The 9,370-nt window shown below is 67.6% G+C and carries 8 protein-coding genes; 5 read left to right on the plus strand and 3 right to left on the minus strand.

Annotated elements, in window-relative coordinates:
• Positions 1–11 precede the first annotated feature (11 nt).
• The 4 genes from C5B97_RS05035 to C5B97_RS05050 all read left to right on the plus strand — a co-directional run bounded on the left by C5B97_RS05035 (position 12) and on the right by C5B97_RS05050 (position 4,726).
• The gene (locus tag C5B97_RS05035) at positions 12–647 is read left to right on the plus strand and encodes a TetR/AcrR family transcriptional regulator (protein WP_104311050.1); all 636 of its coding nucleotides are present in this window, start codon (positions 12–14) and stop codon (positions 645–647) included.
• Entirely contained in the window at positions 637–2,454 is a 1,818-nt protein-coding gene (locus C5B97_RS05040) for a DEAD/DEAH box helicase (protein WP_104311051.1), read from the plus strand. The genes C5B97_RS05035 and C5B97_RS05040 overlap by 11 nt, the downstream gene beginning before the upstream one ends.
• Positions 2,455–2,603: 149 nt before the next feature.
• On the plus strand, positions 2,604–4,040 hold the full coding sequence (locus tag C5B97_RS05045) for a GH1 family beta-glucosidase (RefSeq protein ID WP_258067975.1): 1,437 nt from the start codon (positions 2,604–2,606) through the stop codon (positions 4,038–4,040).
• The gene (locus C5B97_RS05050) at positions 4,037–4,726 is read left to right on the plus strand and encodes an HAD family phosphatase (RefSeq protein ID WP_104311053.1); all 690 of its coding nucleotides are present in this window, start codon (positions 4,037–4,039) and stop codon (positions 4,724–4,726) included. Before C5B97_RS05045 ends, C5B97_RS05050 begins: the two co-directional genes overlap by 4 nt.
• Before the next feature lie 59 nt (positions 4,727–4,785).
• Here C5B97_RS05050 and C5B97_RS05055 read toward each other — a convergent pair whose 3' ends face one another.
• The 3 genes from C5B97_RS05055 to C5B97_RS05065 are packed head-to-tail and all read right to left on the minus strand — an operon-like array spanning position 4,786 to position 7,969.
• Positions 4,786–5,682 carry a glycine betaine ABC transporter substrate-binding protein gene (locus tag C5B97_RS05055; protein WP_104311054.1) on the minus strand — a complete coding sequence of 299 codons (897 nt, stop codon included), beginning with the start codon at positions 5,680–5,682 and terminating at the stop codon, positions 4,786–4,788.
• A gap of 47 nt (positions 5,683–5,729) precedes the next feature.
• The gene (locus tag C5B97_RS05060) at positions 5,730–6,704 is read right to left on the minus strand and encodes a proline/glycine betaine ABC transporter permease (protein WP_104311055.1); all 975 of its coding nucleotides are present in this window, start codon (positions 6,702–6,704) and stop codon (positions 5,730–5,732) included.
• Positions 6,701–7,969 carry a glycine betaine/L-proline ABC transporter ATP-binding protein gene (locus tag C5B97_RS05065; protein ID WP_179556197.1) on the minus strand — a complete coding sequence of 423 codons (1,269 nt, stop codon included), beginning with the start codon at positions 7,967–7,969 and terminating at the stop codon, positions 6,701–6,703. Before C5B97_RS05065 ends, C5B97_RS05060 begins: the two co-directional genes overlap by 4 nt.
• A 461-nt stretch (positions 7,970–8,430) precedes the next feature.
• Between C5B97_RS05065 and C5B97_RS05070 the strand changes: the two genes are divergently transcribed.
• Positions 8,431–9,273 carry a CPBP family intramembrane glutamic endopeptidase gene (locus tag C5B97_RS05070; protein WP_104311056.1) on the plus strand — a complete coding sequence of 281 codons (843 nt, stop codon included), beginning with the start codon at positions 8,431–8,433 and terminating at the stop codon, positions 9,271–9,273.
• Positions 9,274–9,370 lie beyond the last annotated feature (97 nt).

The raw sequence follows: 9,370 nt of genomic DNA on the forward strand, positions 1-9,370 counted from the left end.
CTCGAGACATCGTGTCAAGAGCCACCAGGAAGCCAGCCGCCGAGCGCCGCGCCGACATCACCGCCGCCGCGACCGCCCTCGCGCTCGAAGAGGGGCTCGCCGGGGTCACCATGCGGGCTGTCGCCAGCCGCATCGGCGTCGCGCCTGCGCTCGTGGCGCACTACGAGCCCAACATGGACGAGCTCGTCACCTCGACGTTCCGGGCCATCGTCGGCGGGGAGCTCGACGAGCTCGAGGTCGAGCTCGCGCCCGTGGGCTCCGCCTCCGCTAGGCTCGACCTGCTGGTCGCGACGCTCCTCGACGGCAGCCGCGACGCCGTCACCCACGTCTGGGTCGACGGATGGTCGATCGGGCGCCGCAACGAGACGCTCGCCGAGGGCGTGCGTGCCGAGATGGACAGGTGGCACGACGCCATCACTCGCATCCTCGTCGCTGGCAGCGCGACAGGGGAGTTCCGCGTCCGCGAGCCTGACGCAGTCGCGTGGCAGATCCTGGGCATGATCGACGGCCTCAACGCCCACGCGCTTGTCCGCTGGGGGCGGGACGCAGATCGCCCCGACCTGCTTCGTTCAGTGCTTGATGCGATACTCAGAGTTGAAACCGCCCAAAACCCTACAGAAACGACTAGTCTAAAGCGTGACTTCTAGCAATTCTTCCGTTCAGACCGAGGCCGAGGCTCCCTCCGAAGAGGCCCAGGCCGCGCCTACATTCGCCGATCTCGGTCTTGACGGGCCCGTCCTCAAGGTCCTCAGCGACGTCGGTTACGAGACCCCGTCCGCCATCCAGGCCGCGACGATCCCCACCCTCCTCGAAGGCCGCGACGTCGTCGGCCTCGCCCAGACAGGAACCGGCAAGACCGCCGCGTTCGCCCTTCCCATCCTCGCCCAGCTCGATGTCGACCAGAAGACGCCGCAGGCGCTTGTGCTCGCCCCGACCCGCGAGCTCGCCCTCCAGGTGTGCGAGGCGTTCGAGAAGTACGCGGCGCGCATGCGCGGCGTGCACGTCCTCCCCATCTACGGCGGCCAGGGCTACGGTGTCCAGCTCTCCGCGCTCCGACGCGGCGTGCACATCGTCGTCGGAACACCCGGCCGCATCATGGACCACCTCTCCAAGGGCACGCTCGACCTGAGCGAACTCAAGTTCCTCGTGCTCGACGAGGCTGACGAGATGCTCAAGATGGGCTTCGCTGAGGATGTCGAGACGATCCTCGCCGACACCCCGGACACCAAGCAGGTCGCGCTCTTCTCCGCGACCATGCCGTCGCAGATCCGTCGCATCTCGAAGAAGTACCTCAACGAGCCCGCCGAGATCACGGTCAAGACGAAGACCACGACCTCGTCGACGATCACGCAGCGCTACCTCATCGTGTCGTATGCGCAGAAGGTCGACGCGCTCACGCGCATCCTCGAGGTCGAGAACTTCGAGGGCATGATCATCTTCGTCCGCACGAAGAACGAGACCGAAGGCCTTGCCGAGAAGCTCCGCGCACGCGGATACTCGGCGGCCGCCATCAACGGCGACGTCGCCCAGGTGCAGCGCGAGCGCACGGTCAACCAGCTGAAGTCGGGCAAGCTCGACATCCTCGTCGCCACCGACGTCGCCGCTCGCGGCCTCGACGTGGAGCGCATCAGCCACGTCGTGAACTTCGACATCCCGACCGACACCGAGTCGTACGTGCACCGCATCGGCCGCACAGGCCGCGCGGGGCGCACCGGTGACGCGATCAGCTTCATCACGCCTCGTGAGCGCTACCTGCTCGGCCAGATCGAGAAGGCCACGAAGCAGGAGCTCACGCAGATGCAGCTCCCCAGCGTCGACGACGTCAACACGACGCGCCTCACGCGCTTCGACGACGCCATCAGCGAGGCGCTCACGCAGAGCGACCGTGTCGAGAAGTTCCGCGACATCATCGACCACTACGTGCGCAACCACAACGTGCCGGAATCCGACGTCGCAGCAGCGCTCGCGATCGTCGCCCAGGGCGAGACACCGCTGCTGCTCGACGCAGAGGCTGAGCGCAAGGAGCGCTTCGAGCGCAACCAGCGCGAGCAGGCTGAGCGCAAGGAGCGTCGCGAGCGCGAAGGCGGCGGCGACAGCCGTGGCGGTTCGCGCGGCGACAGCCGTGGTGGCGGAGAGCGCGCACCGCGTCGCTCGCGCTCGAGCGGCAAGCCCATGGCCATGTACCGCCTCGCGGTCGGGAAGCGCCACAAGGTGGAGCCCCGCCAGATCGTCGGCGCGCTCGCCAACGAGGGTGGACTGAGCCGCGACGACTTCGGCGCGATCGACATCCGCCCGGGCTTCTCGCTCGTCGAGCTGCCAGCCGACCTGTCGAACGACGTGCTCGACAAGCTCACCGGCACGCGCATCTCGGGCAAGCTCATCGAGCTGACGCCAGACCGCGGCCCGTCGCGCGACTCGGGTGACCGCCCGTACAAGAAGCGCTACGACAGCTAGCTCACCGTCGCAGGCACACGGGAAATGCACCTTCGTCTTCGGACGAGGGTGCATTTTTCGTGTGCCTGCGGATGCGCGGGGGCCCGCTGACGAGGCTCGCTAGAGTGGGCGTGCGCGACGACGCGCCATCCACCCAGCCAAGGAGCATCGTGCCAGAACCAACCACGGCCTCTTCCCCTCGAACCTTCTCTGACGACTTCGTCTGGGGGTCTGCCACCGCCTCGTACCAGATCGAGGGCGGCGCGGCGGAGGGCGGGAGGACCCCGTCCATCTGGGACACGTTCTCGCACACGCCGGGCAAGGTGGAGGGCGGCGACACGGGCGACGTCGCCATCGACCACTTCCACCGGTGGCGCGACGACGTCGAGATCATCAGGGAGATGGGTCTGGATGCGTACCGCTTCTCGATCTCCTGGTCGCGGGTGCAGCCGGGCGGCTCCGGCGAGTTCAACGAGGAGGGCATCCGCTTCTACTCGGACCTTCTCGACGCACTCGTGGCGGCCGGTGTGAAGCCCGTCGCCACGCTCTACCACTGGGACCTGCCGCAGGAGCTCGAGGACGAGGGCGGCTGGGCGAACCGGAACACGTCGTACGCGTTCGCGGAGTACGCGGCGCGCATGGCCGCCGAGTTCGGCGACCGCGTGCACACGTGGTCGACCCTCAACGAGCCGTTCTGCACGGCCTACCTCGGGTACGCGTCCGGCGTCCACGCCCCGGGCCGCACCGAGCCAGCAGCGGCACTCGCAGCCTGCCACCACCTGAATCTCGCGCACGGCCTCGCGACCCGCGCCATCCGTCAGACCGTCGGCGAGGACGCAGTCGTCTCCGTGACGCTCAACTTCCACGTCATCCGCCCGGACGACCCCGAATCGGCGGACGACCTCGACGCGGTCCGGCAGATCGACGCCCTCGCCAACCGGGTCTTCCTCGGCCCCATGCTCTCCGGCCACTACGACGACGACCTCATCCACGACACACGCCACGTCACCGACTGGTCGTTTGTGCTCCCCGGCGACACGCAGCTCATCCACCAGCGCATCGACGTGCTGGGCGTCAACTACTACACGACGTTCCGCGTCAAGAAGTACCTGGGCGTGGGGGAGCGCTCGCGCAACGACGGCCACGGCGAGTCCGCGGCGAGCCCTTGGGTCGGAGTGACCGACATCGACTTCGTCGACCAGGGCGCGCCCTACACGTCCATGGGGTGGAGCATCTTCCCGGATGGGCTCACCGAGCTGCTCGTCTCGCTCACCGAGCGATACCCCGGCCAGGCGCTCATGGTCACCGAGAACGGCGCAGCGTTCCCCGACGTCGTCGGCGAGGACGGCCTCGTGCACGACCCGGAGCGCGTCGCCTACTACCGCGACCACATCGCGGCGATCGGGGACGCCATCGACGCCGGCGCTGACGTGCGCGGCTACTTCGCCTGGTCGCTCTTCGACAACTTCGAGTGGGCCTTCGGCTACAACATGCGCTTCGGCATCCTGCGCGTCGACTACGACACGCTCGAGCGCACCTGGAAGGACTCGGGTCGCTGGTACCAGCAGCTCATCGCGACGCGCACCCTGCCAGCGGTCGGTGCATGAGCGCGGTCGAACTCGTCATCTTCGACTGCGACGGCGTGCTCGTCGACAGTGAGGTGCTCGCTGTCCGTATCGAGCGGGAGATGCTCGCGGAACTCGGCTGGGAGCTCACGCAGGACGAGCACGTCTCCAGGTTCCTCGGCACCTCGCAGGCGACCTTCGAGAGGAAGCTGCAGGAGGGCCTTGGCCGGCCCGTGCCGGAGGGATGGTTCGAGCTGCAGCGGGAGACGCTTTTCCGGGCATTCGACACCGAGCTGACGGCCGTGAGCGGCCTGCCGGACGCACTCGGCGTCATCCAGGACGAGCTCGGGCTCACGACCTGCGTCGCCTCCAGCGGCGACCACGCGAAGCTCAGCAAGACGCTCGGGCACACGGGCCTCCACCCGCGCTTCGAAGGGCGCATCTTCAGCGCGACCGAGGTCCAGCACGGCAAACCGGCGCCCGACCTGTTCCTGCATGCCGCCGATCGCATGGGCGTCGACCCGGCGAAGTGCGTCGTCGTCGAGGACAGCAGGTACGGCGTGCAGGCGGCGGTGGCCGCCGGGATGCACGCCTACGGCTTCGCCGGCGGGCTCACGCCGCGCGCCTGGCTCGAGGATGCCGGCGCCGAGACCTTCGAGCGCATGGTCGAGCTGCCTGAGCGCATCCGGAGCCGCCAGGGGCAGCGCGTGACCGCTGACACCATCTGAACGAACGCAGGAAGCGGGCTGCTCGAAGAGCAGCCCGCTTCCCGTGTGCAGCGTGGAACCTACGCGGTGAGCGAGTCCACGTACTCCTGGTTCTCGGAGATCCACTGCTCGACGATCGGCGCGTAGTCGTCCGTGTCGTTCTCGTTGAACATCAGGTTCTCGAGCGAGTACAGCTGCTCGGAGTCCATCTTGAAGTTCTGCAGCCAGCCGGCGACCGTCGGGTGCGTCTCCTGGAAGTCGGCCTTGCTGTACGAGTGGATGCCCTCGGAGTCGCCCAGGAGGCCCTGCGGGTCCTCGAGGTCGCGCACGGGGAACGCGTCGTAGGCCCAGTGCGGACGCCACAGCGTGACGACGATGTTCTCGCCGTTGTTCGTCGCCGTCTGGAGCTCGGTGAGCATGGCAGCGGTGGACGAGGTCTGGTAGTTCATTCCCTCGAGGCCGTAGCCGGGGATGACGTCGTCCTGCGTGACGCGCGTGAGGCCTGCGCCCGGCTCGATGCCGATGATGGTGTTGCCGAACTGGTCGGCGGCACCGGCGAGCTCGTCGAGCGAGGTGATGGGGGAGTCCTCGTTGACCGCGATGGTCAGCGACGCCTCGTCGTTCCATGCGCCGAGGTCGACGATGTCGTCGCCGTACTCCTCGACGTAGTCGGAGTGCGTGATGGGGAGCCACGTGTCGAGCGTCACGTCGTAGTCGCCCGTGGAGAGGCCGGAGAACACGGGCGCTGGGTCCGCGTACTCGAGCTCCACGTCGTAGCCCTTCTCCGAGAGGATCGCCTTCCACAGCTCGGAAGCGGCGATGCCCTCGTCCCAGCCGTTGAACACGGCGATCGTGACGTCTGCCTGGTCGCCGTTCTCGAGCGTCTCGGCGGCGGTGTCGCCTGCGCATCCGGTGAGGGCGAGTGCCGCAGCGGATGCCGCTGCGATCCCGGTGATGATTCGTTTCTTGGTACGCATGTGCGTCCTTTCGTTTCTGGTTTGGGGAATGGAAGTCGTGGGTCGGGTCAGGCGGAGGTGGTGATCGGGGCCCTGGTCGGCATGGAGTGCGTCGCAACGGCTTCACCGTCGCCCGCGGCCTCATGCTGCTGGGTGCGCTTCGAGCGGAGGAACGACGGCACGCGCCGCTTCTGCCCGGCGAAGGCGGCCGTCACTCGGTCGAGGAACATGGCGAGGATCACGACCGCGATGCCCGCCTCGAATCCGAGCGCGACGTCGATGCGGTTGAGGCTCTGCACGACCTGCGCACCGAGTCCGCCCGCGCCGACCATGCCGGCGATGACGACCATCGAGAGCGCGAGCATGATGATCTGGTTGACGCCGGCCATGATGGAGGGCATCGCGAGGGGCAGCTGGATCTGACGCAGGATGCGGCCGGGGGTCGCGCCGAACGCGCGCCCTGCCTCGACCACTTCCTTGTCGACCCCGCGGATGCCCAGCTCCGTCATGCGCACGCCGGGAGCCATGGCGAAGATGATGGTCGCCACGATGCCGGGCACGACGCCGACGCGGAACAGGATGAGGGCCGGGATCAGGTACACGAACGCCGGCATGGTCTGCATGAAGTCGAGGACCGGCTTGATGGCGTTCGATGCTGCGTCGGACTTCGCGGCCCAGATGCCGAGCGGGATGCTGAAGAGGATCGCCAGGAGGCTCGCGACCAGCACGAGCGCAAGCGTCGTCATGGCGTTCTCCCACTGGTCGACGCCCACGATGATGAGGAAGCCGACGAGGCTCCCGACTGCGAGCTTCCAGCCCTTGGCGAAGAACGCGATCGCTGCGACGACGATGAGGATCGCCCAGAACGGCGGGGTCTCCAGCACCCAGTAGACGCCCTCGTACATGCCCTGGAAGATGGTGCGGATCACGGCGAAGAAGCCGTCGAGGGCAGTCGTCAGCCAGTCGACGACTGCCTCTGCGCCCTCACCGAGGGGCAGTCGGAACGTGGCGGGCAGGGTCGTGAGCGCGGTGGCGGCGATCATGCGTGGCTCCCTTCGAGCGTCTCTGCGATATCCGCCGGGCTGACGCTCGAGACGGGGTCGATGATCGGGAGCAGGCCCGTCGTGCTTGGAACGTTCGCGAGCGAGGCGAGGATCGTGACGCGAGGCACGACGCCCAGGAGTCGCTGGTTCTCGTCGACGACCGCGATCGGCAGCGTCGAGTCGACCGACAGCTCGAACAGGTCCGAGAGCGGCGTCTCGGGGGAGACCATGGCGATGTCGCGCTTGATGGCGCTCACGAGGTCGGGCTGGCCGTCCTTCACGAGGCGCATGACGTGGCGGTCGATGACGGCGCCCTCGAGCTTGCGGCCGGTGGACGTGATGAACGCCCCGCCGGTCTGCGTGTCGCGCATGACGCGGAGCGCACCACGGGGGCCGGCGCTCTGCGGGACGACGGCGCGGGCGGGCTCCATGACGCTGCCAGCGGTGAGCACACGCGCCCGGTCCACATCCTGCACGAACTGCGCGACGTAGTCGTTTGCCGGGTCCGTGAGGATGTCTTCCGGCGTCCCGATCTGCACGATCGCACCGTCGCGCATCACGGCGATCCGGTCGCCGAGGAACATCGCCTCGTTGAGGTCGTGCGTGATGAAGATGATGGTCTTGCCGAGCTCTGCCTGCAGCTCGACGAGCTCTTCCTGCATCTCGCGACGGATGAGCGGGTCGAGTGCGCTGAACGCCTCGTCCATGAGCAGGATGTCGGTCTCGGCCGTGAGCGCGCGGGCGATGCCGACGCGCTGCTGCATGCCTCCGGACAGCTCGGACGGCAGCGAGTCGGCCCACTGGCCGAGGCTCACGCGGTCGAGGACCTTGCGGGCGCGTTCGAGGCGCTCTGCGCGCGGCACGCCCTGCACCTCGAGACCGAAGGCGGCGTTCTCGAGCACGGTGCGGTGCGGGAAGAGCGCGAAGTGCTGGAACACCATGGAGACGTGGTTCTGGCGCACGCTGCGCACCTCGGCGGCGTCGGCCGTCGCGAGGTCGGTGCCGTGGATGACGATGCTGCCGGCGGTCGGTTCGAGCAGGCCGTTGAGCGTGCGGATGAGGGTGGACTTGCCCGAGCCGGAGAGGCCCATGACGACGAAGATCTCGCCCTGCTTGACGTCGAAGGTGGCGTCGATGACTGCCGCGGTGACCCCGGCGCCGAGTTCTGATCTCGGCGTTCCGGAGCTCAGTCGCTTCGCGGCTTCCTTGGGCTTGCGCCCGAAGACCTTCGTGAGGCCCTTCACAGACACAGCTGTGTCGTTCACGCGTTCTCCCTGCGGTAGATGGATCGGACGCGAAAGATCGCAGCGGTTCGCGACGCTGCCTCGCATGACGAGGCGGTCGCTGAGGCGGCGGGTACCGGGCACGGACTGCGCCAGAATGTCGATTGGGCGCGGTCATCGCCCCGGGCGCGCGCTGCCGATCGAGATTGCCTCACAGAGGCAGCGGATAAAGCGCACCGGGTTGGTCTTTCGCGGGGAATCGCGGCGCCGAACCGGTGTGGCGGCGATTACTCCGAGAGTCAACGCTAGCAAGGTGCCTTCCCCGGGTAACGCCTGAGAGGGTTGATTTTCCGCCAAACTCGGCCCGTTTGCCAGGTCTCGACCCAGCGTCTCGCCCATGCCTGCGCGGATCGGAGCACCAGGCGTGATAGTTACCGGAGCGTTACATCAGGGGCGGCGAAAGCACTAAACATCCGCCCAACTCGGCCTGACAAGATGAGCGGATGAGCGAACGAGCGCAGAACCCGCCCGTCACCGGCACCCCGAAACGTGCATCCGAGGGGCTCAAGCTCCTGCACCTGTTCGCCGCACTTCTGGTCGTGTGCAGCGCGACCGTCCTCTTCGCGTTCGAGAACAACCTCGGCTACCTGCCGCTCGCCGCCGGAATCGCCCTCGGGTTCGTCGCAGATCGTGGCCTCGGCCGCGACCTGCTGCTCATCGGAATCGGCATGGGCATCATCAGCCTCCACTCGATGAAAGCCGACATCTCGTGGGGCAACATCTTCGTGATGGGCACAGTGCTCTCGCTCGCCGTGGCCGTGCCGTACGCCATCTCGAGGTGGATCTACAAGGATCACGCCGTCCGGTTCCCGCTGCGCCGCGGCACCCCCTGGTCAAGGCTCGAGAAGCTCTGGCTCGGCCTCGTCCTGGTCCTCGGCTGGCTCATCCTGCCGTTCTACTTCATCACCTCAGGCGTCTACCAGAACTGGCCAGCCGTCACGACCGCGTCCGAGATCGGGCGCCTCTTCGTCGGCGTCGGCTTCGTCGGCATCTGGGACGAGCTGTTCTTCATCTGCACGGTGTTCACGCTGCTCCTGCGCCACTTCCCGTTCTGGGTCGCCAACGTGCTGCAGTCGATCGTCTTCGTCTCCTTCCTCTGGGAGCTCGGCTACCAGTCGTGGGGGCCGCTGCTCACCCTGCCGTTCGCGCTCATCCAGGGCTGGATCTTCACGAAGACCAAGTCGCTCACGTACGTCATCTGCGTGCACCTGCTCTTCGATCTCGTCGTGTTCCTCGTCATCGTCCACGCCCACCATCCCGCCTGGCTGCCGATCTTCCTGTACTAGCGCGCCCCCGCATTCCCGCCTTCGTCGCTGCCACCCCGCCGCCCGCGCCACATCCACACCTCCACCCCCACCTCCACTTCCACCCCCACCTCCATCC

Source organism: Pseudoclavibacter sp. RFBB5, from assembly GCF_002931555.1.
GTDB lineage: Bacteria > Actinomycetota > Actinomycetes > Actinomycetales > Microbacteriaceae > Pseudoclavibacter.

Excerpts from the sequence above, each read along its gene's own strand:
- C5B97_RS05050 (WP_104311053.1), top strand. The coding sequence starts at position 4,037 with ATGAGCGCGGTCGAACTCGTCATCTTCGACTGCGACGGCGTGCTCGTC.
- C5B97_RS05055 (WP_104311054.1), bottom strand. The coding sequence starts at position 5,682 with ATGCGTACCAAGAAACGAATCATCACCGGGATCGCAGCGGCATCCGCT.
- C5B97_RS05060 (WP_104311055.1), bottom strand. The coding sequence starts at position 6,704 with ATGATCGCCGCCACCGCGCTCACGACCCTGCCCGCCACGTTCCGACTG.
- C5B97_RS05070 (WP_104311056.1), top strand. The coding sequence starts at position 8,431 with ATGAGCGAACGAGCGCAGAACCCGCCCGTCACCGGCACCCCGAAACGT.